General features: G+C 72.8%; 15 protein-coding genes. 8 read left to right on the forward strand and 7 right to left on the reverse strand.

What is annotated here, in order from left to right; all coding sequences use genetic code 11:
• The first annotated feature begins 36 nt into the window (after positions 1-36).
• Entirely contained in the window at positions 37-447 is a 411-nt protein-coding gene (locus J3R08_RS04065; RefSeq protein ID WP_043326603.1) for a hypothetical protein, read from the forward strand.
• A gap of 58 nt (positions 448-505) precedes the next feature.
• Here the strand turns inward: J3R08_RS04065 and J3R08_RS04070 are convergent, their stop codons facing one another.
• A complete protein-coding gene (locus J3R08_RS04070; RefSeq protein WP_209960022.1) occupies positions 506-3,799 on the reverse strand; it encodes a S8 family serine peptidase in 3,294 nt (1,097 codons plus the stop codon).
• 148 nt (positions 3,800-3,947) lie between these two features.
• On the reverse strand, positions 3,948-5,126 hold the full coding sequence (locus J3R08_RS04075; RefSeq protein WP_209960024.1) for a DNA recombination protein RmuC: 1,179 nt from the start codon (positions 5,124-5,126) through the stop codon (positions 3,948-3,950).
• Positions 5,127-5,180: 54 nt separating this feature from the next.
• On the opposite strand from J3R08_RS04075, the gene J3R08_RS04080 reads away from it, so the two are divergent.
• A complete protein-coding gene (locus J3R08_RS04080) occupies positions 5,181-5,981 on the forward strand; it encodes a hypothetical protein (RefSeq protein WP_209960027.1) in 801 nt (266 codons plus the stop codon).
• Between the two features lie 125 nt (positions 5,982-6,106).
• Here the strand turns inward: J3R08_RS04080 and ppc are convergent, their stop codons facing one another.
• Both ppc and J3R08_RS04090 read right to left on the reverse strand, forming a co-directional pair.
• Positions 6,107-8,893, reverse strand: a complete 2,787-nt coding sequence (gene ppc / locus J3R08_RS04085; protein WP_064447670.1) for a phosphoenolpyruvate carboxylase — start codon at positions 8,891-8,893, stop codon at positions 6,107-6,109.
• Positions 8,894-9,016: 123 nt separating this feature from the next.
• Entirely contained in the window at positions 9,017-10,045 is a 1,029-nt protein-coding gene (locus J3R08_RS04090; protein ID WP_064447671.1) for a hypothetical protein, read from the reverse strand.
• A gap of 85 nt (positions 10,046-10,130) precedes the next feature.
• On the opposite strand from J3R08_RS04090, the gene J3R08_RS04095 reads away from it, so the two are divergent.
• Positions 10,131-11,171 carry a S66 peptidase family protein gene (locus tag J3R08_RS04095; protein WP_209960030.1) on the forward strand — a complete coding sequence of 347 codons (1,041 nt, stop codon included), beginning with the start codon at positions 10,131-10,133 and terminating at the stop codon, positions 11,169-11,171.
• A gap of 204 nt (positions 11,172-11,375) precedes the next feature.
• On the opposite strand, the gene J3R08_RS04100 is transcribed toward J3R08_RS04095, so the two are convergent.
• Entirely contained in the window at positions 11,376-12,284 is a 909-nt protein-coding gene (locus tag J3R08_RS04100) for a cyclase family protein (protein WP_043326589.1), read from the reverse strand.
• Positions 12,285-12,439: 155 nt separating this feature from the next.
• Here J3R08_RS04100 and mfd point away from each other — a divergent pair, with 155 nt between their 5' ends.
• From mfd to J3R08_RS04120, 4 genes are all read left to right on the forward strand, one after another.
• On the forward strand, positions 12,440-16,087 hold the full coding sequence (gene mfd / locus J3R08_RS04105; RefSeq protein ID WP_209960033.1) for a transcription-repair coupling factor: 3,648 nt from the start codon (positions 12,440-12,442) through the stop codon (positions 16,085-16,087).
• A 47-nt stretch (positions 16,088-16,134) separates the two neighbouring features.
• The gene (locus J3R08_RS04110; RefSeq protein ID WP_043330641.1) at positions 16,135-16,905 is read left to right on the forward strand and encodes a SurA N-terminal domain-containing protein; all 771 of its coding nucleotides are present in this window, start codon (positions 16,135-16,137) and stop codon (positions 16,903-16,905) included.
• On the forward strand, positions 16,902-17,876 hold the full coding sequence (locus J3R08_RS04115) for a nucleoside triphosphate pyrophosphohydrolase (RefSeq protein ID WP_064447676.1): 975 nt from the start codon (positions 16,902-16,904) through the stop codon (positions 17,874-17,876). The genes J3R08_RS04110 and J3R08_RS04115 overlap by 4 nt, the downstream gene beginning before the upstream one ends.
• A gap of 353 nt (positions 17,877-18,229) precedes the next feature.
• Positions 18,230-19,849 (forward strand): DUF885 domain-containing protein, encoded by a 1,620-nt coding sequence (locus J3R08_RS04120; RefSeq protein ID WP_209960035.1) that lies wholly within the window; start codon positions 18,230-18,232, stop codon positions 19,847-19,849.
• A gap of 4 nt (positions 19,850-19,853) precedes the next feature.
• Here J3R08_RS04120 and J3R08_RS04125 read toward each other — a convergent pair whose 3' ends face one another.
• Together J3R08_RS04125 and J3R08_RS04130 are read right to left on the reverse strand one after the other, a co-directional pair.
• On the reverse strand, positions 19,854-20,693 hold the full coding sequence (locus tag J3R08_RS04125; protein WP_209960037.1) for an NAD(+) diphosphatase: 840 nt from the start codon (positions 20,691-20,693) through the stop codon (positions 19,854-19,856).
• Complete coding sequence (locus J3R08_RS04130; protein WP_064447679.1) at positions 20,690-21,382, reverse strand: hypothetical protein; 693 nt, start codon at positions 21,380-21,382, stop codon at positions 20,690-20,692. Before J3R08_RS04130 ends, J3R08_RS04125 begins: the two co-directional genes overlap by 4 nt.
• A gap of 213 nt (positions 21,383-21,595) precedes the next feature.
• Between J3R08_RS04130 and eno the strand changes: the two genes are divergently transcribed.
• Positions 21,596-22,879 (forward strand): phosphopyruvate hydratase, encoded by a 1,284-nt coding sequence (eno, locus tag J3R08_RS04135; RefSeq protein ID WP_064447680.1) that lies wholly within the window; start codon positions 21,596-21,598, stop codon positions 22,877-22,879.
• Positions 22,880-22,882: the final 3 nt, after the last annotated feature.

The raw sequence follows: 22,882 nt of genomic DNA on the forward strand, positions 1-22,882 counted from the left end.
GGGAACGCAACGGCCGTCCGCCGCGTCCAACCGACCATGAAGACTCCTCGTACGGTGCTCGTCGCACTGCTCGCCGGCCTCGCGCTGACCGCCTGCGCCGCACCCGGCGACGGGTCCGCCGATCCCAGCCCCAGCCCGAGTACGACGGGAGCCGCCCCGGTGACCAGCCAGCCCGATCCCGGCACCGGCCCGAGCCGGCCGGACCCCTCCTGGAAGGGCGGCCCGTCGACGCCGCCGGGCGTCGGCGGCACCGTCATCACCGGAACCGTGCAGGCCGGGGTCGAGCCGAACTGCCTGCTGCTCGACGGCCACCTGCTCGTCGGCGGCCCCCGCGACGTGCTCAAGGCCGGCGCCCGGGTCGAGGTCACCGGCCGTCCCGAACCGGGCATGATGACCACCTGCCAGCAGGGCACCCCGTTCGTGGTCGAGTCCGCCCGCCCCGCCTGACGACACGAATGAGCCCCGCCCCCTGCGAGAGGGGACGGGGCTCCGTCGTGTCAGCGGATCAGTTGACCGCGAGAACCTCCACCGAACCGCGGCCGACGACCGCGCCCTCGGTGGTGGTCACGGCCATGTCGCCGTACAGCTCCCGGCCGGCGGCCGGGGTGGACAGGGCGGTCACCGAACCCGTGAGGGTGGCGGTGGCGCCGTTGGCCAGCGACAGCGGCGTGGACGACGCGGAGAGCGTGCCCAGCTCCGGGGAGGCGAACGAGTCCCGGTAGTCGTACGCGGTGCTCGGGTCGCTCATCGAGTAACCGTCGACCACGACGCGGTAGGTGCCCGGCGCCGGGTTGGTCAGCGTGACCGCCTCCTCCGAGTCACCGTCGGCCGACTGGCCCACCCGGGTGGTGCCCAGGAAGACCGTCAGGTCCAGGTCGGCGCTCAGGTCGGACGGGTTGCCGATCCGCGCGGTGAACGAGGTGGCGCCCGCCGGCACCTCCACCAGGTACTCCTGGCTCGCGCCCTGGGTGATGCTGGGCCGCTCGGACCGGACGCTCGCCAGCGGACCGCCGACGCCGGTCACCTGGACCGGACCGAACGCGTTGGTCAGCTTCCAGCTCACCGGAGCCGGCGTACCGGCGGTGACCGACGGGAGCTGCACCACGGCCGGCTCCACCTTCACGCCCTGCACGCGGGCCTGCAGCCGGAACGGGTTGTCCAGCGCCGGCGAGGTGCGGCGCGCTTCCACCTCGATCTCCCACACACCCGGGATCGGGTTCTGGTAGTCCCGCTCCTGCGGCTTGCAGACCGCGGCGTCGGAGAAGTTGGTGTAGCAGGCGGTGCTGGCGGTGCTCTCGACCGGCACGCCGTACGGGTTGATGGCGATGAAGCGGGTCTGCGAGCCGGTCGCGATGCCGGACAGGTTGACCTGCAGCGCGCCCGCGCCCGGCGGGACGGTCACGAAGTACGACCGGAAGTTGTTCCGCTCGACCGAGCCCTCGGCCGAGAAGGAGTACGCCGGAGCGGACACCGGGTTCGAGGCGACCACGACGGTGGCGACCTCGAAGTCGACCACGTTGGTGGCCGGGTCGTCGACGGTCATGATGGCGCCGTGCGCGCCGGCCGTCATCGGCTTGGCCTTCACCTTGACCGTGACGGTCTTGTTCAGCGGCAGCCAGACCACCTTGGGGGCGGAGTAGGTGCCGTCGTTGCCGCGGAACGCGACCTCGTGCTTGATGCCCTTGTTCGGGCCGCTGGTCCGGGTCAGCTTGACCTCGTAGTGGCGGCTCTCCTTGACCTTCTGGCCACCACGGTCGGCGGCGCAGCGGTTGTAGAGGCCGGTGCCGACGTTCGGGTTCGGCACGAACGTGCCGGAGGCCCGGTCGTAGCGGGTCAGGTTCGGCGACAGCTCGGTGCAGACCGGCGCCTCGGAGGTGTACGTGCGGGTCGGCACGCCCTTGGCGAGCAGGCTCCACGCGCCCGGCACGTTGAACATGCCGTAGCCCTGCGCGTACGTCGGGACGCCGGCGATCGGCTGGGCCGAGGTGTAGACGGCCCGGCGCAGCGCGGCCGGGGTGACGCCCTTGCCGGTCGCCTTGGCGGCCGACAGCAGCAGCGCGGCGGCGCCGGTGGCCTGCGGTGCGGCCATCGAGGTGCCGTTGAGCATCTGGTAGCCCGGGGGCAGCGGGTAGCCCGCCTCCGGCACCGGGTTGCCCGGCTGCCAGGTCGGCGCGGTGGAGATGGCCGAGCCGGGGGCGGCGATGTTCGGCTTGAAGCCGCCGTCCTCACGCGGGCCGCGCGACGAGAAGTTGAACAGCGCGTTGTCCTTGCGGACCACCGAGCCATAGTTGGCCAGCCAGGTGTCCTTGCTGACGCTCGCCGCGACGCTCACCACGTCGGTGGCCACCGACGGGTCGCCGACGGTGTTCAGGCCCGGGCCGGAGTTGCCGGCCGAGATGAACAGCTGCACGCCGTAGGTGTTGATCAGGTCGTTGTAGAGGACCGCGCGGGCGTTCGAGCCGTCGTTGAGCGCGGGCAGACCGCCGATCGACATGTTCACCACGTCGACCTTGCGGTTGATGACCAGGTCGGCCATGCCGGTGGTGAGCGCCGCCGCGGTGCAGCCGCCACCCCACGAGCAGGCGCGGGCGGAGACCAGCTTGGCACCCGGGGCGGCGCCGTCGAAGGCGCTGTTGCCGAGCATGTCGTTGGCGGCGGTGATGCCGGCGACGTGGGTGCCGTGGGTGCTCTCGATGATGCCGATGTTGACGTAGTCGACCAGGCCCGGGCCGCCGGCCGGCGTGGTGTCCACGTTGCGCCGGTACTCGACGACGAACGGGATCTGCTCGCGTACCGCGGTGGCCGGGTTGTCCGTGCCGAAGTGGCCGACCTGGAACTTCTCCTTGTACGGCCGCATCACCTCGTCGTCGGTGAAGTCGTTGTTCTGGTTCGCGTCGACGCGGACGTCACCGTTGGCGGGGTTGTAGAGCACGCCCCAGAAGTCGGTGGTGTCGCCGTCGCGGTTGAGGTCGCCGCGCGCGTCGCTGTTCGCGGTGATGTTCTCGCGGAACACGTTGAACCGGTAGTTGCCGGCCGGCGCGGTCCAGGTGCCCAGCGAGGTGGTGAACGTCGGGCCGCTGACCTCGGTCAGCATCGGTCGCCAGGAGGCATCCTCCAGCGGGTCGGTGGCGGTGACCCAGTCGACGATCTTGCGCTCGCCGGTGGTGGTCGTCTGCAGCGCCGGCTGGTCGAGGTCCACACCGGAGTCCATGATGCCGATGGTGACGCCGCGGCCGTCCCACTGCGGGTTCGCGGCCTTGAAGGCCTCCGCGCCGGTCTCGTTCGTCGGCATGTACGGGTTCACCGCGCCGGTGTCACCGCCCGGCCCGGCCAGCGTCTGGGCCTGCGCGGCGGTCTTGGCGCCCTTCGGGGCCGCCTCCGGCGCCGGGTCGGGGAGCTTGATGGTCTCGTCCAGGTCGACCGCGGCGACACCGGGCAGCGTGGCGGCCTTGAGCGCCTTGTCGGTGGGGACCTTCGCCAGCACGTAGCCGATCTGGTCGTACCGCTGGCTGACGGTCGCGCCCAGGCCGGTCAGGCCGTCGACGACCTTCTTGGCCGATCCCTTCTTGGCCGCGATGATCATCGTGACGGTCGGCGCGTTCTTCGCCTCGGCCTCGTCGAGCAGCTTGGCGTCGTGTGCGCCCAGTGCCTTCGCGGCGGTCGGCTGCGAGGGTTGCGGGGCGGCGGGGGCGGCGCTCGCGGTGCCGGCGCCACCTCCGACGGTGAGGGCGCCGGCCGCGAGGACCGAGGCCAGGAGCGCGGCGGACGGTCGCCGGCTGCGCGTGCGGGGTTTACTCAACGTTCTCTTCCTCCAGAGAACAGGGCCCCCGAGGGGCAGGGCACGTGTGACGGTGATCCTGCGTGCCAGGACGGCAGGTGTCACTACTCGGCCCAGGTTTGTGATCAGTCCGTGATGGAAATCGGCCTACGTCAACACGTGCGACGTGTTAGGCGTCAACGTCGGTCGACCGCTCGGCCGATGTGGACGGCGGACCCAGCAACTCGGGCGCCTGCGGCTGCCTCGGCGCCAGCTCGACCTGCGCCGGGGCGGCCAGCTCGTCGTCGGAGACGCCCAGCTCGGCCAGCTTCCGCGCGCTCACCAGCACCCGGGCCTCCAGCGAACCCACCGCCCGGTTGTACGCCGTCACCGCCCCGCCCAGCGAGCTGCCCAGCTTGCCGACGTGGTCGCCCAGCGTGGACAGCCGCCCGTACAGCTCGCGGGCCAGCGAGTGGACGGTCGCCGCGTTGCGCGCCAGCGCCTCCTGCCGCCACGAGTAGGCCACCGTGCGCAGCAGCGCCACCAGCGTGGCCGGAGTGGCCAGCACCACGTTGCGGGCGAACGCGTGCTCCAGCAGCGTCGGGTCGCGTTGCAGGGCCACGTCGAGGAACGGGTCGGCCGGCACGAACAGCACCACGAACTCCGGCGTCTGGTCGAACGCCGACCAGTAGGACTTGGCGGCCAGGCCGTCGACGTGCGCGCGCAGGTGCCGGGCGTGCGCGTCCAGGTGGGTGTCACGCCCCCGCTCGTCGCGCGCCTCCATCGCGGTCAGGTACGCGTCGAACGGCGCCTTCGCGTCCACCACCACCGTCCGGCCGCCGTGCAGCCGGACCACCAGGTCGGGGCGTACCCCCTGGTGGTCGGTCGCGGCGGTGACCTGCTCGCTGAAGTCGCAGTGCTCCAGCATGCCGGCGGCCTCGACGATCCGGCGGAGCTGGTGCTCGCCCCAGCGGCCCCGCACCTGCGGCGCGCGCAACGCGGCCACCAGCTGCTTGGTCTCGGTGCGCAGCTCGCCGGAGACCGCGCTCATGGACCGCACCTGCTCGCGCAGCTCGGCGTACGCGTCGACCCGGTCCCGCTCCAGCTCCGCCACCCGCTGCTCGTAGCGGCGCAGCGTGTCGTGCAGCGGCGCCACCGCCCGGGCCACCGCCTCCTGCGACTGCGCCGTGGCCTCGTAGCTCAGCGCCCGCATGGACTGCTCCAGCCGGCCCTCGCCCGCCTTGGTCGCGGCGAGAGTCGCCTCCAGGCGGGCGATGTCGGTCGCCGCGCGCGCCCGCGCGGCCAGCCAGCCCACCGCGCCGCCCGCGGCGAGGCAGAGCACCACCACGGCCAGCGTCGCAAAGCTCATGGCCAAGAGCTTGCCAAACGGGTACGACGTGCGCCCGGTGGGTACGTTCGAGTCATGGAGTTCGCGTTGTGGCTGTTCCTGATCCTGCTGCTCGGAGGTGCGTTCATGTTCTGGCGGAGGGGGAGCAGATCGCGTCGCTCGAACGAACTGGCCGACGCCCGCGCCGAGGCGCAGCGGTGGTACGAGCGGCTCGGCGGCCAGCTGATGAACCTGCACGGCGACGCCCCGGCGGTCCGGCAGGCGCTCGCCGACGCGGGTGAGCGCTACAACGCGGCCGGTTCCCAGTTGGAGCAGGCGAGCACGCCGCGCCAGTTCGGGCTGGCCCGGGAGACCGCGCTGGAAGGGCTGGCGTACATCCGGGCGGCGCGTACCGCGATGGGCATCGACCCGGGCCCGGAGCTGCCGCCGCTCGCCGCCGCCCAGGGCGCGGGCGCGCTCACCAAGGAGCGTCAGGTCGACGTGCAGGGGCAGACGTTCCGGGCCGGACCGCAGCCGGGCAACGCGACGCCCTACTACTACCCGGGTGGCCGGTTCCAGGGGCGGCCGGTGCCGGCCGGCTGGTACTCCACGCCGTGGTGGAAGACCGCGCTCGGCGCCGGCGTCGGTGTGGTCGGCGGTCTGCTGATCGCCGACGCGCTGTTCTCGCCCGCGTTCGCCGACCCCGGGTACGGCTACGACGCCGGCTACCAGGAGGGCTTCGGCGACGGCCAGGACTTCGGCGACCAGGGCGGAGACGTGGGCGGCGGTGGCGACTACGCCGGTGGCGACTTCGGCGGCGGGGACTACGGCGGTGGCGACTTCGGTGGCTTCGGCGGCGGAGATTTCGGCGGTGACTTCGGCGGCGGCGACTTCTAGCCTGCACCGCCGCGCCGGGCGCGGTGCGCCGCGCGTCGGGCGCTGCTCGCGACGCGCCGCGCGCAGGCGTTAAGAAGGGCCCCCTCTTATGCACGAGGCGTTAAGAGGGGGCCCTTCCTTACACCTCAGCCGGTGTTGCGCATGCCGGCGGCGATGCCGTTGACGGTGGTCAGCAGCGCCCGCTCCAGCGCCGTACCGTCGTTCGGGGCACGCCGCCCACCCGGCGCGGTCGCCACCGCCCGCCCGGCCGCACCTGATTCGCGGTACTGCCGCAGCAACGCCACCTGGAGGTGGTGCAGCGGCTCCAGGTAGGTGTCCCGCACGGCGAGCGTGCGCTGCAGCACGGGGGAGTTCTCCAGCAGCGCCGGCGAGCCGGTGACGGCCAGCACCTCCTGCTTGGTCAGCTCGTACTCCTGCTCGATCTTGTCGAAGATCGGGTGCAGCTTCTTCGGCACCAGCGTCTCCACGTACCGCCGGGCGATGGTCAGGTCGGTCTTGGTCAGCATCATCTCGACGTTCGACAGGAACGTGCGGAAGAAGTGCCAGTTCCGGTTCATCTCGGCGAGCACGTCGGCCAGCCCGGCCGCCCGCGCGGCGGCCAGCCCGGAGCCCACGCCGAACCAGCCCGGCACGATCTGCCGGGTCTGCGTCCAGCCGAACACCCACGGGATGGCCCGCAGGCCGGACAGGCCGGCGCCGGTGTTCGGGCGCTTCGCCGGCCGGGAGCCGATGTTCAGCGCGCCGAGCAGCTCGGTCGGCGTGGAGGCCCAGAAGTACGCGGGCAGGTCCGGGTCCTCGACCAGCGACCGGTACGACCGGAACGCCGACTCGGACACCACGTCCATGGCCGCGTCCCAGCGCTCCAGCATCTCGGCCGGCTGCCGGGGCGCGGTGTGCAGCAGCGTCGCCTGAAGCACCGCCGCGACAGTCAGCTCCAGGTTCTCCCGGGCCAGCGCCGGCAGCGTGTACTTGTCGGAGATGACCTCGCCCTGCTCGGTCACCTTGATCGCGCCGTCCAGCGTGCCGTACGGCTGGGCCAGGATCGCGTCGTGCGTGGGACCGCCGCCACGGCCGACGGTGCCGCCCCGGCCGTGGAACAACCGCAGGTGTACGCCGTGCCGCGCGGCCACGTCCCGCAGCGCGCGCTGCGCCCGGTGGATGGACCACTGGCTGGTGGTGATGCCCGCCTCCTTGTTGGAGTCGGAGTAGCCGAGCATCACCTCCTGCACGTCGCCCCGCGCCGCCACCAGCGCCCGGTACGCGGGCAGCGACAGCAGCTCGTCCAGCAGCTCGCCGCCGGCGTTCAGCTCGGCCGGGGTCTCCAGCAGCGGCACGATGCCGATGCGGGCCCGCCCGGAGTGCACGTCCACCAGGCCCGCCTCGCGGGCCAGCACCACGGCGGCGAGCACGTCGTCCACGCCGAGCGTCATCGAGATGATGTACGACTCGATCACCTCGGGGCCGAACCGGTCCTGCGCCTCGCGGATGGCCGCGAACACGTCGAACGTCTTGCGGGCCGACTCGGTGAGCGGGCTGTCCTGGGTGGAGAGCGGCCGGCGGCCGGTCAGCTCGTCGGCGAGCAGCTTGGTGCGCTCCAGCCGGGTCAGCGCCGGGTAGTCGGACACCTCGCCGACGGCCTCGTAGAGCTGGGCCAGCACCTCGTGGTGCTTCTCCGCGTGCTCCCGGATGTCCATGGTGGCCAGGTGCAGCCCGAACGCGGACACCGTACGGATGGTCGAGGCGAGCCGCCCGACGGCGGTGAGCTGGCCGGAGTTGCGGGCCAGCGACGCGCGCAGCAGCTCCAGGTCGGCGATCAGCTCGGCCGAGCCCCGGTAGTCGCGCCCCGGCACGTGCGGGGTGTCGGCGCGCAGCCGCTCCCGGGTGTTGGCGAGCTTCGCCTTCACGCACCGCGCCTTGAGCCGGTACGGCTCCTCCGCGTTGACCCGGCGGAACCGGGGCGCCACCTCGGGCAGCGCGTCCAGGTCCTTGGCCAGGCTGGCGGACAGGTCGAGCGACACCGCGCGCAGCCGCCGGGACACGCTGACCTCGGTGATCAGCTCGTCCATCGCCTTCTCGGTGGCGGCGATGCCGTGCTCGTGCTGGATGCGCAGCACCTCGCGGGTGACCACCGGCGTGACGAACGGGTTGCCGTCGCGGTCCCCGCCGATCCAGGTGCCGAAGCTCAGCGGGCGGGACGTCGGTGACGTCTCCACGCCGAGCGTGCGCAGCGTGTCGGCGAGGTCGTCGAGGACCTGCGGCGCGGCCTCGGCGTACAGGTCGCGCAGGTAGTAGATCGCGTTGCGCGCCTCGTCGGTCGGGTCCGGCCGGTCCAGCCGCAGCTCGTCGGTCTGCCACATCAGGTCGAGCAGTTCGGCCAGGCGGCGGTTCGCCGGGCCCTCGTCGCTGGCGCCGTACAGGATCGCGTTCGCGGTCTCGGTGTCCAGCTCGTCGGCGACCGCGCGCAGCTTGGACAGGATGGACCGGCGGGCCGCCTCGGTCGGGTGCGCGGTGAAGACCGGGCGTACGGCCAGCCGGCGGGCCGCGGCGGCGATCTCCTCGGCCGGTACGCCCCGCTCGGCGATCATCTTGGCGGCCTGGTCCAGCCAGCCGCCGTCGGTGGCGCGGCGGCGGCGCAGGTCCCGGGCGCGGTGCACCTGCTCGGTGATGTTCGCCAGGTGGAAGTAGGTGGAGAAGGCACGGGCGAGCTTCGTGCCGGTGGTGACGTCGAGCCCGGCGAGGCGCTGGGCGGCGGCCGGCGCGTCGGAGCGGACCTGGGCGCGGATCTCCTCGACCAGGTCGAGCAGCGGGCGGCCCTCCTGCCGGGCGAGGGTCTGCCCGAGCAGCGTGCCGAGGCGGCGGATGTCGGCCCGGAGAGCGGCGTCGGGGCCGTCGTGGTCGTGCTGGTCGGTCACGGTTGCGCTCCTTACGCGAGGACGAAGGACAGCGCTGTCCGACTCCCCTGGATCGTATCCGCGTACCCCCGGGGGACAGGAGGGGGACCGCGTGATGATCTGCACTCTGGGACGGCCCGCCGGTCAGCCCCGGTCGACGGCGTGCCGGCCCGGCGCCGGGCGCCGTCGGGCGCGGAACATGGTCGCGGTGAGCAGCCCGGCCAGGCCGGCGACGACCCAGATCAGCAGGCCGGTCAGCGCCCAGCCGCCGCCGCGCCAGTCGAAGTAGATGGCCGATTTGAACAGGTCGGTGGCGAGGCCTGGAACGTTCCAGCGGTGCATGCCGCGCAGGAGCGGCGGCAGGAACTCGGGCGCGTAGATGCCACCGGACCCGGGGTTGCCGAGCACCACGAGCAGCAGGATCACGATGCCGGTGCCGAGCAGTCCGAGCCAGCCCTGCACGGCGGCGGCGACCATCCCGGCCGCGAACGCGGCGAGCGCGCCGACCACCGCCACCGCCGCCACGTGACCGGCGAACACGCCGAGCACCGGTCCGACCAGGATCGCCCCGATGACGCCGAGCAGGATCGCGTGCACCGCGAGCGTGGCGATCCGCAGCCCGGCCCGGCGCAGGTCGCGGGGGCTGGTGCCGAGTGAGATGCCGAGCGCCGTGGACGCCAGGTAGCCGCCCAGCACCACGCCGACGGCCAGGTAGAACGGGACCAGGCCGCGCGGGTCGTCGCCGGAGACCGGCACGTCGTCGGTGACCTGAAGCGGCACCCCGGCCTGCCGGGCCGCCTCGGTGAACACGTCGGTGACGAGTTCGGTGGCGGCGGGCGCTCCGGCGCTGGCGGTGGCGAGCGTCAGGCCACCGTCAGGGGAGGAGCTGAGCACCGCGTACACCGATCTGTCGGTGAGGCCGTCCTGGGCGGCGCCGCGGCTGTCGTACCCGACGGGTTTGATCGTGTCGGTGCGGGCGCGGACGGCGGACATCACGGCCTGGGCCTGCTGGTCGCCGGTGACGACGGCGACCGGGATGTCGCGCGGGTCGGGCTTGTGCAGCGCGCCGACGTAGGCGGCGATGAACGCGCTGGCCAGCGCCAGGGTGCCGAGGATCAGCGCCGCCGTGCGCGGCAGCCAGTCCCGGGTACGCAGTTCCGGCTCGTCGTCCACGCGCTCAGCCTATTGGCGGCATTTGCCTGGCTGAGGCGGTTTCGTCAGGGCGAAAACCGCTGGTCCGGGCCGATAGCGTCGGGCCATGCAGGCACCCGTCTATCCCCCCAAACCGAAGCCGGGCGACCGGGTCGCGGTCGTCTCACCCTCCGCCGGCCTGCCGGGTCTCTTCCCCCACGTGTACGAGCTGGGGCTGCGCCGGCTCCGCGACGAGCTGGGGCTGGAACCGGTGGAGTACCCGACCACCCGCGTCATGGGCGCCGACCCGCGCGACCGGGCACGCGACCTGATGGCCGCGTTCACCGACCCGACGATCACCGCCGTGCTGGCCACCGTCGGCGGGGACGACCTGATCACTGTCACCCCGTACCTGAACGACGAGGAGCTGTGGGCCAACCCGAAGCCGTACTTCGGCTACTCGGACAACACCAACGTGCTCAACCACCTCTACCGGCTGGATCTCGTCGGCTACCACGGCGGGTCCGTGCTGGTGCACCTCGGGCGCTCCGGCAAGCCGCACCCGCTGACGTTCGACTCGCTGCGCGCCGCGCTGTTCACCTCCGGCTGGTACGAGCTGACCGCCGCCCCCGAGTGGGGCGACGAGCCGTGCGACTGGCGCGACCCGGCCACGATGGCCGAGGAGCCGCCGATGTACCCGTCCGAGGGCTGGCGCTGGCACGGCCCGGCCGAGGTGGTGCAGGGCCGCACGTGGGGCGGCAATCTGGAGATCCTGCACTGGCTGATGGCGACCGACCGCGTTCCGCGCGCGGCCGACCTGGCCGGTTCGGTACTGGTGCTGGAGACCTCGGAGGAGATGCCGTCCGCGCAGGAGGTCTTCCGGATCGTGCGGAACCTGGGCGAGCGCGGGCTGCTCGCCGGCTTCCCGGCGATCGTGGTGGGCCGGCCCAAGGCGTGGGACTTCGACCGGCCCCACACGGTCGCGGAGCGGCTGGCCTGGGCCGCCGACCAGCGGGCGGCGATCCTGGCGGCTCTTGCCCCCTACGCGGGCGACCCGGTGGTGGTCTTCGACGTCGACCTGGGCCACACCGACCCGCAGCTGATCATCCCGTACGGCGGCGAGATCCGCGTGGACGCGGTGGAGCGCCGCATCGCCGTGCGCTACTGACCCGCCCGCACCCCGCCGTCCGCCGCTCGGTGGAACGCCATGGGTGTCTACGTCCCCGTTTGACACCCATGCCGTTCCACTCACGCCTCGAAGTGGCGGTCAGTGGAACGTTATGGGTGTCTCAGCGCCCTTTTGACACCCATGGCGTTCCACCCGGCGCTTGGCGGGCGGCGGTTGGCGGCGGGCGGCGGGCGGCGGCGTGGGTCAGGCGGCCACGACGGCGAAGGCCCGGACCGGGAACGTGCCCATGCCGGCGACCCGTGGCGGGGCGGCGGTGAACCGGAAGCCGGTCGGCGGCAGCGCGTCCAGGCCGGTCAGGTGCTCCACGATCGGCACCCCGGCGGCCAGCAGACCGGTGTGCGCCGGGCGCTGACCCGCTGCCGCCGGAGTCATGTCGTCGATGTTGATCGAGTCGATGCCGACGAGCGCCGCGCCCGCCTCGGCCAGCCACTGCGCACCGTCACCGGTCAGGAAGGGCGCCTCCGGCGCGGCGTACCTGTCGGTGCCGAAGTGCGCGTCCCAGCCGGTGTGCAGCAGCACCGCGCACCCGGCCACGTCGTACGGGGCGAGCATCAGCCGGTCCACCGCCCGGGTACCGGCGGGCACCCGCACCACCAGGCCGGGCAGGTCGGCGAGGCGGTCCAGCGGCACCCCGGTCAGGTCCGGCCCGTCGGCGAAGCGGTGCGACGGCGTGTCCACGTACGTGCCGGTGTTGGCGATCATGTCGATCCGGGCGACGTGGAACTCGACGCCCGGCGCGTACCGATTCCGGGACTCCTCCCGGGTCAGCCAGTCGCTGATCGCCGGGCCGGGCCAGCCGGGCAGCGTGACCAGCCCTTCGGCGATCACGTGACTCAGTTCGACGAGCTTCCGCCCACCCGAGGCCGGCACATCGAGGCCCCGTCCGCCCTTGTGCGGCTCCTCGACGACGGTCCGGTTGGTGATCCGCACCTCGCCGACCATGAGCAGCCCGAGGTGCCGGACCAGCAGCGCGGCCACCTCGTCGTCGGTGACGTCCGGGTGCGGCACGTCCAACCGGAACCCGTCCGTGCGCAGGCCACCACCGTTTGCGAAATCCACCTGGGCGTCGAAGACCGCCCGATACTCGACCATCCGCCCACCGCACCACGCCCGGTCACGGTCGGTCAAGATCGAAGATCGGGCGGGCCCGGATCGTCGGTGGAGGGGGATAGGCTCGAACGGTGCACCCCCCGTCCGGCTGGACGCGGGGTCGTCGTCGTGTGTCGATCCGCTGGAAGTGATCACTGATGCTCACCGGACTCTTCTCCGCCGCCCTGGCCGACCCGGGGCTGGCCCGGGCGCGTGACCTGGCGCGCTCCGGTGCCGCGCAGGTCGACGGGCTCGACCTCACCGCCCCCGCCGCGCTGCGCCCGTTCGCGGTGGCAGCGGTCGCCTCCGACGAGCCGGCCGGCGGCGCGGGCCGTCCCGTGCTCGCGGTCACCGCCACCACCCGGGAGGCCGACGACCTGGCCTCCGCGCTGGGCAGCCTGCTGCCGCCGGAGCAGGTGGCGGTCTTCCCGTCCTGGGAGACGCTGCCGCACGAGCGCCTGTCGCCCCGCTCCGACACGGTCGGGCGGCGCCTCGCCGTGCTGCGCCGCCTCGCCCACCCGGAGGCCGCCGACGCGCACGGCCGCACCGGGCCGCTGCGGGTCGTGGTCGCGCCGGTTCGGTCGCTGCTGCAGCCGCAGCTCAAGGGCCTCGGCGACCTGGAACCCGTCCAGCTCGCCGCCGGTGACGAGGCCGACCTGGAAGAGGTCGCCCGCCGGCTCACCGACATGGCGTACGCCCGGGTCGACCTGGTCACCAAGCGCGGCGAGTTCGCCGTACGCGGCGGCATCCTGGACGTCTTCCCGCCCACCGACGAGCACCCGTCCCGGGTCGAGTTCTGGGGCGACGAGGTGGAGGAGATCCGCACGTTCGCGGTCGCCGACCAGCGCACCATCGAGGGCGTCGCGCAGATGTGGGCGCCGCCGTGCCGCGAGCTGCTGCTCACCCCGGACGTGCGGGAGCGGGCCGCCGCGCTCGCCGCCGAGCACCCCGAGCTGGCCGAGATCCTGGACAAGCTCGCCGAGGGCATCCCGGTGGAGGGCATGGAGTCCCTCGCGCCGGTGCTGATCGGCGCCGACGCGCTGGAACTGCTCGTCGACTGCATGCCGGCCGGCACCCACGTACTCCTCTGCGACCCCGAGCGCATCCGCACCCGCGCGCACGACCTGGTCCGTACCTCGGAGGAGTTTCTCCAGGCCAGCTGGGCCGCAGCCGCCGTCGGCGGCCAGGCCCCGGTCGACCTCGGCGCCGCCGCCTTCAAGACCCTGGCCGAGGTACGCACGGCAGCCCGCGCCCTGCGCCAGCCCTGGTGGACGCTCGCGCCGTTCGGCCTGGTCGAGGCGGACGCGGCACCGGCCCGGCAGCCCTGGGAGGACGCGCCGGCCGAGGTCGACGTCACCCCCGACGACGCCATCGCGGTGAGCCTGGCCGCCCAGCCGGCCCCGCTCTACCACGGCGAGACGGCCCGGGTGGTCGAGGACCTGAAGCGCTGGGCCGGCGAGGGCTGGTCGATCGCGCTCGTGTTCGAGGGGCACGGCCCCGCCCAGCGGGCCGTCGAGGTGCTCCGCGACGCCGGTCTCGGCGCCCGGCTCACCGAGGAGGTGCCCACCGCGCCCGCACCGGGCGAGCTGCTCGTGTCGTGCGGCTGCCTGACCGCCGGCTTCGTCGACGAGGCGTCGAAGTTCGTGCTGCTCACCGGCAACGACGTCACCGGCGGCCGGGGCACCTCCACCCGCGACATGCGCAAGATGCCCAGCCGGCGGCGCAACACCATCGACCCGCTGGAGCTGAAGGCCGGCGACTTCGTGGTGCACGAGCAGCACGGCATCGGCCGGTACGTCGAGCTGGTGCAGCGCACGGTCAACGGCGCCAGCCGCGAATACCTGGTCATCGAGTACGCGCCGAGCAAGCGCGGCCAGCCCGGCGACCGCCTCTTCGTCCCGACCGACCAGCTCGATCAGCTCTCCCGCTACGTCGGCGGCGAGCAGCCCACGCTGCACAAGATGGGCGGCTCGGACTGGCAGAAGTCCAAGGCGCGGGCGCGCAAGGCGGTCCGCGAGATCGCCGCGCAGCTCATCCAGCTCTACGCCGCGCGCAAGGCGTCCAAGGGGCACAACTTCGCCCCCGACACCCCGTGGCAGCGGGAGCTGGAGGACGCCTTCCCCTGGCAGGAGACGCCGGACCAGCTGGCCGCCATCGAGGAGGTCAAGCGGGACATGGAACAGACCGTCCCGATGGACCGGCTGATCTGCGGCGACGTCGGCTACGGCAAGACCGAGATCGCGGTACGGGCGGCATTCAAGGCGGTGCAGGACGGCAAGCAGGTGGCGGTGCTGGTGCCGACCACGCTGCTGGTGCAGCAGCACTACAACACGTTCGCCGAGCGGATGAGCCAGTTCCCGGTGTCGATCCGGCAGCTGTCCCGGTTCCAGACGCCGAAGGAGACCGAGCAGACGCTTGAGATGGTCGCCGCCGGCACCGTCGACATCGTCATCGGCACCCACCGGCTGCTCCAGGCGTCCACCCGGTTCAAGCAGTTGGGCCTTGTGATCATCGACGAGGAGCAGCGGTTCGGCGTCGAGCACAAGGAGCACCTGAAGACGCTGCGCGCCTCGGTCGACGTGCTCGCCATGTCGGCCACCCCGATCCCGCGCACGCTGGAGATGGCGATCACCGGCATCCGGGAGATGTCCACCATCGCCACCCCGCCGGAGGAGCGGCACCCGGTGCTCACGTTCGTCGGCGCGTACGACGACCGGCAGGTGGCCGCGTCCATCCACCGCGAGCTGCTCCGCGACGGTCAGGTCTTCTATCTGCACAACCGGGTCGAGTCGATCGAGAAGACGGCCCGCAAGTTGCGGGAGCTGGTGCCGGAGGCCCGGGTCGCGGTGGCGCACGGCCAGATGGGCGAGGAGGCGCTGGAGAAGGTGATGGTCGGCTTCTGGGAGAAGGAGTTCGACGTCCTGGTCTGCACCACCATCGTCGAGTCCGGCATCGACATCCCGAACGCCAACACGCTCATCGTGGAGCGGGCCGACCTGCTCGGCCTGGCCCAGCTGCACCAGATCCGCGGCCGGGTCGGCCGGGGCCGCGAGCGGGCGTACGCGTACTTCCTCTACCCGCCGGAGAAGCCGCTCACCGAGAACGCGCACGAGCGGCTGGCCACCATCGCCCAGCACACCGAACTCGGCGCGGGCATGTACGTGGCGATGAAGGACCTGGAGATCCGCGGCGCCGGCAACCTGCTCGGCGGCGAGCAGTCCGGCCACATCGAGGGCGTCGGCTTCGACCTGTACGTCCGGATGGTCGGCGAGGCGGTGTCCGCCTTCAAGGGCGAGAGCACCGAGGAGGAGACGGAGGTCAAGGTCGACCTCCCGATCGATGCGCACCTGCCGCACGACTACGTCGGAGTGGAGCGGCTGCGCCTGGAGATGTACCGCAAGCTCGCCGAGGCCCGCGACGCCGAGCGGCTGCGCGAGGTGGTCGCCGAGATGACCGACAGGTACGGCGAGCCGCCCGCGCCGGTGCAGAACCTGGTCGCGGTGGCACGGTTCCGGCTGCTGGCCCGCCGTTACGGGCTCACCGACGTGTCGATGCAGGGCAAGCACATCCGGTTCGGCCCGCTGCCGCTGCCCGACTCGAAGCAGATGCGGCTCAAGCGCTACCACCCGGACTCGGTCTACAAGCAGGCGCTCGACCAGGTCAGCGTGCCCCGGCCCAGCACCCGGCGGATCGGCGGCGAGCCGCTGCGCGACCAGGCGTTGCTGGAGTGGTGCGAGCAGCTCCTGGCGGATGTCCTGGGCAAGCCCGAGGAGCTGGCTCGTGCGGTCCCGGCGGGTGCGCGATGAGGTGGGTGGAGTCACAGGCCGGTACGGGGCGTGAGAGAGTGAGCCACATGCGTGCACGTCGTTCCCTCGTCGCCGTCAGCGTCGCGGCTCTTGCCGCGCTCTCTCTCGCCGCCTGTGGCCGGTCCGCCCCGGACGTCGCCGCCTACGTCGGAGACACCCGTTACTCCGTCGAGCGGGTCGATGCGATCTACGACGACGCGCAGCGGCAGTACGCGGACGCCGTCCGGAACCAGGCGCCGCAGACGCCGTCGCCGGAGGAGCTGCGGTCCCCGGTGACCCGGCAGGACGTGCTGAACCTGCTCGTCGCGCTCGACCTCGGCAAGCGCGTGGCGGCCGAGAAGGGCCTCCAGGTCACCGACGAGGTGTCCCCGGAGCAGCTTCAGCAGCCGCTGCGGATGCCGGCGACCACCGAGTACACGAAGCTGTGGGGCGAGTGGGTGGACCTCTCCGCCACCCTCCAGCAGAGCCTGCCCCCGGCCGACCTCAGCGACGAGTCCCTGATGGCCGTCTACCACGCCATCGAGAAGACCGGGGCGATCCAGCCGGGCCTGACCGTCGACCAGGTCCGGCAGGCGTTCGGCGAGGCCGGGTTCGTGCGCAGCGCCACCGCGCTCAGCAACGTGCTGCAGCAGCAGGCCGAGAAGGTGGACGTCAGCGTCAACCCCCGGTTCGGGGTGAGCGGCGTGCCGTCGCTCGTCAACACCGGCCAGTCGCTCGTCTTCTACTCCCTGCCCTACGTCAACCAGGACGGCCCGGTCACCGACATCTCGACGCCGGAGGCGCCGGCCGGTGGTTCGCCGGCCCCCGGAACCGCATGACCGCGCGCATCGTCCTGCTCGTCACCTCGCCCCGGCTGCCCGCCGGCCTGCTGACCTCGGCCGCCTGGGACGCCGTACGCTCCGCGCCGGTCCTCGCCGGTGCGGAGAGCGAGCTGACCCGGGCGGTCCGGACGGCCGGCGCCGAGGTGAGCGTGGTGACCGAGGGCGCGACCCAGGCGCTGCTCGACGCCGCCGCCACGCACGGCGGGGCGGTGTGGCTGGCCGGCCCGGCCGGCGACGAGACGCTGGCCCGTGAGCTGGGGCTGCGGCTGGCCCGCGAGCCCGGGCTGGCCGAGCTGGAACTGATGTACGGCTCGTGGGACCCACCCGGCGCCCGGCTGCTCGACGCGGTCGAGGTGATGGACCGGCTGGCCTCCCCGGGCGGCGACCCGTGGAAGCGGGCGCAGACCCACCGCAGCCTGGCCGGGTTCCTGCTGGAGGAGTGCTACGAGGCGTACGACGCGATCAGCGCCGACGACACCGACGCGCTCCGCGAGGAACTGGGCGACGTGTTGCTCCAGGTGCTGCTGCACGCCCGGCTGGCCGAGGACCTACCGGACGGCAAGAGCTGGACCGTCGACGACGTGGCCGGAACGCTTGTCGACAAGATGGTGCGGCGTAACCCGCACGTGTTCTCCGGCGAGCCGGCCGGCTCGATCGAGGAGATCGAGGCGAACTGGGAACGGATCAAGCGGGATGAGAAGACCCGCGAATCGGTGCTGGACGGCATCGCGCTGAGCCAGCCCGCGCTCGCGCTGGCCGCGAAGATCCTGGACCGCGCCGGCCGGGTCGGCCTCGCCGTACCGCCCCCGCTGGCCGAGTCGCAGGTGGACCCGGAAGCGCGGCTGGGGGCGAGCCTGCTGGCAACTGTCGCCGCCGCCCGGCAGGCCGGCATCGACCCGGAGGCCGCCCTGCGCCGTGCAACCTTGGCGTACGCCGAGGCGGTCCGAGCCGCCGAACGCCCCACCTGACCCCGCCCACCCCTCCCGCCCTCCCGCCCCGCGATCTTGCACTTGCGGCCCACTGGGCATCGCAAATGTCCCTTCCGTCCGGTCAGGAAGTGCAAGATCGCGGAGGGCCCTTGTCCGCCCAGTCGGGACCCAGCGCGCTGCCGGCCCGAGTTGAGCCCTCTCGCTTCCCGAGACTCGTAGACCGCATCTCAAGATCTGCCCAGCCACCCGGCGGGCCGTGTCGGTGATCAAGGAGTTTGGGGTCGCGGCGGGCACTACTGGGGACGCGAACTCCTTGATCAACGCGGAGGGTGGCCCGGCGGGCGGGAGCTGGGTCGCGGAAGGGGTCGGGGGTGATCGGTAGGGTGCCGGGTATGGAGTCGTTCGTACCGCTGGCGGAGCGGATCGTGGAGGCGTTGCTGGAGAGCCGGCCCGGGCTGGCCACCTCCGCCGGGGACCACCGCTACGACGACCGGCTGCCCGATCTGTCCGCGGACGCGCTCGCCGCCGATCAGGCGATGCTGAAGGACGCGGCGGACGCGCTCGCCGAGATCGACCCGGACGCGCTCGACGTGGCGGAGAGCGTCGACCACGCGCTGCTCACCAGCATGATCGACAGAGGGCTGTTCGAGGCCACCGAGATTCGCGCCCACGAGTGGGATCCGCTGCGCCACAATCCGGGGCCGCTGCTGCACGCCCTGCTGGCCCGTCCCTTCGCCCCGGCCGAGGAGCGCCTGACCAGCCTCGCCGGGCGCCTGTCGGCCGTACCGGATGCGCTTGCGACGGCGCGCGCGACGCTGCGGGACATGCCGCGCATCCACGCGGAGACGGCGGTCGGGCAGTTCACCGGCACGGCGGCGCTGATCCGCGACGAGGTGCCGGCGTTGCTCGCCCAGGCGCCGGCGCTGCGTGACCGGGTCGGCCCGGCGGCCACGGAGGCGATCGCCGCGCTGGAGGAGTTCGTGGCGTGGCTGCGGCAGGGTCTGGCGGCCGATGCGGGCCCGGGGCGTGACCCGCGGCTGGGCCGGCGGCGCTGGGAGGCGCGGCTGTGGCACACGCTCGACACCGAGCTGAGCGCCGCCGAGGTGCAGCGCCGCGCGTGGGCGAACCTCGACCGGGTCACCGAGGAGATCCGCGCGGCGGCCGTCGAGCTGGTCGGTGGCCCGGCCGACGACGAGACGGTACGCCGGGCGCTGGACCTGCTGGCCGCCGAGCACCCGGACGACGCCACCATCGTCGACCTCGCCTCGGTGACGCTGGACGAGGCGAGTGACTTCGTGCGCCACCACGACCTGGTCAGCATGGTCGGTGACCCGTGCGTGATCCAGGAGATGCCGGAGTTCGCGCGGGGTGTGGCGGTCGCCTACTGCGATTCGCCGGGGCCGCTGGAGACGGCCGACGTGCCGACGTTCTACTGCATCGCGCCCACCCCGGCGGACTGGCCGGCGCAGCGGGTCGAGTCGTTCTACCGGGAATACAACGACCACATGATCCGCAACCTGACCGTGCACGAGGCGATGCCCGGCCATTTCCTCCAGCTCGCCCACGCCCGCCGCTACGACGGGCCGACGCGGGTACGCGCGCTCACCGAGTCGGGCGTGTTCATCGAGGGCTGGGCGGTCTACACCGAGGAGCTGATGGCCGGGCTCGGCTTCGGCGGGCTGCCGGTGCGGTTGCAGCAGCTCAAGATGCAGTTGCGGATGACCATCAACGCGCTGCTCGACCAGCTAGTGCACTGCGACGATCTGCCCGAGTCCGAGGCGATGGCGCTGATGACCGGGCGCGGCTTCCAGGAGGAGGGGGAGGCGGCCGGCAAGTGGCGGCGGGCGCTGCTCACCTCCACGCAGCTGTCGACGTACTTCGTCGGCTACAGCGAGATGGCCGACATCGCCGCCGCCCGTCCGGACGGCGTGCCGGTGCGCGACTGGCACGACGCCATGCTGGCGTACGACTGCCCGCCGCCGCGCCACCTGCGCACCCTGCTGGGGGTGTGAGGGCTCACCGGCGGGCGGCGACCGCGTCGATCAGCCAGCGCGACAGGGAGTACGCGGGCGGCAGCTCGGCGGGCAGCGCGTCGACCGGGAACCAGCGCGCCTCGGTCAGCTCCGTGCCGTCGGCCACCGGTTGTGCGGCCGGGTCGGTCACCTCGGCGGTGAACCCGGCGAGCAGTGTGCCCGGTCCGGTCAGCGCCCACGGCTGGCTGTCCACGTACGCGGGGCGGCGCAGGGTCAGGCCGACCTCCTCGGCGACCTCGCGGTGCACCGCCGCCTCCAGCGACTCGCCGGCCTCGACGAAACCGGCGACGAGCGCCCACAACTCGGTCGGGCCGTGCGCGTGCCGGACCAGCAGGAGCTCGTCTGCTCCGCCGGCCCGGCCCGGGCGGGTTATCGCGGTCAGCACCGCTACGGACAGCGGCACGAACACGGTCAGCCCGCAGTCCGGGCAGCGCCGCGCGGTCTCGCCCGGCACGTCGGCCAGTTCGGCCCGGCACGCCCCGCACCACCTGTGCGTACGCCGCCAGGTGACCACGGCGAGCGCCCGCCCGGCCAGGTCGGCGTGGGGTGCGGGCAGTTCGGCGGCGAGGCCGCGCCAGCCGCGCCACCGGCCGGGCAGCGACTCGGGGTCGGTGACCTCGGCCGCCCACGCCGGGGTGCCGTCGAGCGTGCCGACGGGTGTCCAGGCGAGGTCGCCGGGCAGCGCGCCGATGCGCAGCGGCTGCGCGGCGTCCGGGCCGGTCAGCAGTTTCCGGCCGGCGACCGGCAGCGCCAGGTCGCCCGGCTGCGGCGGCCGCCCGTGATCGGCGGCGGGCCGGAACCCGGCGCCGTCGGGCGGGGTCACGACGTGGCGGGGCGGCGGTCCACCACACCCGCGCCGGCCGGTACGGCGAACGCGGCGGCCTCGACGCTCTCGGTGTAGCGGCTCAGCGTCACCTCGGCCGGCTTGCCGTCGATCGTGCCGGAGAAGCTGCCCAGCACGCCTTCGTTCGTCACGCAGGTGCTGAAGCGCTCACCGTCGTGGGTGACGTTCACGCAGGTGGCGTGGTGCCCGGCCAGCGTGGTGTCGCTCTGCTCGATGACCGCGTCCGGCGCGAGCGCGGCCTCGGTGAGCAGCCGGATCACCGCCGGGGGCGTGACCAGGCCCTGCTTGCGTGCCTCGTCGTAGACGATCACCGAGGGTTTTCCGGCGGTGAGGACGGGCGGAGACACGGTGCAGGAGGTGCGGGCGGCGGTGCTCGCGCACCGGGTCACCGACTCCTGGGTCACCGTGATCTTGCCGCCGGGCCAGGTGTACGTGGAGCGCAGCGGCTTCCTGGTCTGCGCGATCGAGGCGGTGCGACCGCCGTCGAGCTGGTAGTCGGCGGCCCAGGTCTGCTCCAGCGCCCGGTCCATCCGCGCGGCGAGGTCGTTGACCAGGTCGGCCCGACCGAGCGCGACGCCCGCGTCGTCCAGGGCCTGGCAGCCGGTGACCGAGAGCGACGCGATGACCGAGGCGGCGAGCACGCGGAGAGTCGTCGAGGCGGCAGGCATGATGCCCAGCCTTGTCGATCGACGCAACCTCTCGCAAACCGGTTGCCGGTTGACGACCGGTAATCCGGGAATGTCCGTCTCAGCAAGCGCCTCGGGGGCCGCCCCGAGCGGCGTACGGCGGGGCGGGGACCGATACGCTGCGTTCAACACCTGCCTCAGCCGCACCGTCGCGGCCCATATCGGACCGGAACCACACAAACGAGGAGCGACTCAGTGGCAACCATCGAGGGAATCGTCGCCCGGGAGATCCTGGACTCGCGGGGCAACCCGACGGTCGAGGTCGAGGTCGGGCTCGACGACGGCACGATCGCCCGCGCCGCGGTGCCGTCCGGCGCCTCCACCGGCGCCTTCGAGGCGGTCGAGCTGCGCGACGGTGACAAGGACCGCTACCTGGGCAAGGGTGTCGAGAAGGCCGTCGCCAACATCGAGGACCGGATCGTCGACCAGCTCATCGGCTACGAGGCCAGCGAGCAGCGGCTGATCGACCAGAAGATGATCGACATCGACGGCTCGGACAACAAGGGCGAGCTGGGCGCGAACGCCATCCTCGGTGTCTCCCTGGCCGTGGCCAAGGCCGCCGCGGGCAGCGCCGAGCTGAGCCTGTTCCGCTACCTGGGCGGCCCGAACGCGCACCTGCTCCCGGTGCCGATGATGAACATCCTCAACGGTGGCGCGCACGCCGACTCGAACGTCGACATCCAGGAGTTCATGATCGCGCCGATCGGCGCGCCGACGTTCCGGGACGCGCTGCGCTCGGGCGCCGAGGTCTACCACGCGCTGAAGTCGGTGCTGAAGAAGAAGGACCTGTCGACCGGCCTGGGTGACGAGGGCGGCTTCGCCCCGAACCTGCCCACCAACGCCGCCGCGCTGGACCTGATCGCCGAGGCGGTGGAGAAGGCCGGTTACCGGCTCGGCACCGACATCGTCTTCGCGCTCGACGTGGCCGCCACCGAGTTCTTCGACAACGGCACGTACACGTTCGAGGGCACCGCGAAGAGCGCCGAGGAGATGAGCAACTACTACACCAAGCTCGCCGGCGACTACCCGATCGTGTCGATCGAGGACCCGCTGGCCGAGGACGACTGGAGCGGCTGGGCCACCCTGACCGCCGCGCTCGGCGACCGGATCCAGATCGTCGGCGACGACCTGTTCGTGACCAACCCGCAGCGCATCGCCCGGGGCATCGCGGAGCGGGCCGCCAACGCGGTGCTCGTCAAGGTCAACCAGATCGGCTCGCTCACCGAGACGCTGGACGCCGTCGACCTGGCTCACCGGGCCGGCTTCAAGTGCATGATGAGCCACCGTTCCGGCGAGACCGAGGACACCACCATCGCGGACCTGGCCGTCGCCACCGGCTGCGGGCAGATCAAGACCGGCGCCCCGGCCCGCTCGGACCGGGTGGCCAAGTACAACCAGCTCCTGCGGATCGAGGAGGAGCTGGCCGACGCGGCGCGGTACGCCGGCGCCGGCGCGTTCCCGCGTTACCGTTCGGCCTGAGCG

The sequence above is a fragment of the Micromonospora sp. HB375 genome (assembly GCF_017872985.1).
GTDB classification, from domain to species: Bacteria; Actinomycetota; Actinomycetes; order Mycobacteriales; family Micromonosporaceae; genus Micromonospora; species Micromonospora chalcea.

What these genes read in the sequence shown, in the direction of transcription:
- J3R08_RS04065 (WP_043326603.1), top strand. Translation starts at nt 37, where the DNA reads ATGAAGACTCCTCGTACGGTGCTCGTCGCACTGCTCGCCGGCCTCGCG.
- J3R08_RS04115 (WP_064447676.1), top strand. Translation starts at nt 16,902, where the DNA reads ATGACCGCGCGCATCGTCCTGCTCGTCACCTCGCCCCGGCTGCCCGCC.
- J3R08_RS04130 (WP_064447679.1), bottom strand. Translation starts at nt 21,382, where the DNA reads ATGCCTGCCGCCTCGACGACTCTCCGCGTGCTCGCCGCCTCGGTCATC.
- J3R08_RS04075 (WP_209960024.1), bottom strand. Translation starts at nt 5,126, where the DNA reads ATGAGCTTTGCGACGCTGGCCGTGGTGGTGCTCTGCCTCGCCGCGGGC.
- J3R08_RS04080 (WP_209960027.1), top strand. Translation starts at nt 5,181, where the DNA reads ATGGAGTTCGCGTTGTGGCTGTTCCTGATCCTGCTGCTCGGAGGTGCG.
- J3R08_RS04120 (WP_209960035.1), top strand. Translation starts at nt 18,230, where the DNA reads ATGGAGTCGTTCGTACCGCTGGCGGAGCGGATCGTGGAGGCGTTGCTG.
- J3R08_RS04110 (WP_043330641.1), top strand. Translation starts at nt 16,135, where the DNA reads ATGCGTGCACGTCGTTCCCTCGTCGCCGTCAGCGTCGCGGCTCTTGCC.
- mfd (WP_209960033.1), top strand. Translation starts at nt 12,440, where the DNA reads ATGCTCACCGGACTCTTCTCCGCCGCCCTGGCCGACCCGGGGCTGGCC.
- J3R08_RS04095 (WP_209960030.1), top strand. Translation starts at nt 10,131, where the DNA reads ATGCAGGCACCCGTCTATCCCCCCAAACCGAAGCCGGGCGACCGGGTC.
- J3R08_RS04100 (WP_043326589.1), bottom strand. Translation starts at nt 12,284, where the DNA reads ATGGTCGAGTATCGGGCGGTCTTCGACGCCCAGGTGGATTTCGCAAAC.